The organism is Staphylococcus sp. EG-SA-2, assembly GCF_017152085.1.
This window is the reverse complement of the sequence record NZ_JACYHC010001176.1, coordinates 1-657: the sequence shown is the minus strand read 5'-3', so window position 1 is coordinate 657 and position 657 is coordinate 1. Positions and strand designations below refer to the sequence as shown.

At 32.4% G+C, this 657-nt stretch carries 1 protein-coding gene and 1 pseudogene; both read left to right on the top strand.

All coding sequences use genetic code 11. The features are described from left to right. Positions 1-68, top strand: a pseudogene (locus IDG60_RS19320) (peptide-methionine (S)-S-oxide reductase); the annotation flags it as partial. 78 nt (positions 69-146) lie between these two features. After that, positions 147-657 (top strand): flavin reductase family protein (locus IDG60_RS19315; protein WP_206161080.1); only part of this gene is annotated, 511 nt, incomplete at its 3' end.

Here is a 657-nt window from a genome sequence, read left to right as displayed (position 1 = left end):
TAGAAAAATATCCAGAAGATATGCATATGTGTCATATTTCAAAAGATTTGCTAAATAAATACAAGTGATTTTCAGAGGAGAATAGATGTTTAAATTAACCAAAATCGGAGAAATACCTAGATATACTTAGAAAAGAGGTAGGTATTATGTATACGTTTGATGCACAATCATTAACTGCTAGAGAAAACTATAAATTATTAATTGGTTCAATTATTCCACGACCTATAGCTTTTGTTACAACATTAAATCAAGATGCATCAGTAAATGCAGCACCATTTAGCTTTTTTAATATTGTTAATAATCATCCGCCAATGATTGCTATTGCAGTTCAACGTGCAGGAGGTAAGAGAAAAGATACTGCATTAAATATAGAACGGACTGGAGACTTTGTTGTGCATATTACAGACGAAGATAATGTTCAAGATATTAATGAGACTGCAGCGCCGTTAGCATATGGTGACAGTGAGTTGAGTCGTACAGAATTATCACTTTTAACATCTACAACGATTAAGACGCCAGGAATTAAAGATGCGAAAATGAGATTCGAATGTAAACTATCGCAAATGATATTGCTTGGAGATGTATTAGATGGGGCTGATTTAATAATAGGTGAAATTGTAACTTATCATATTGATGACAGTATTTATGAGGGTGATT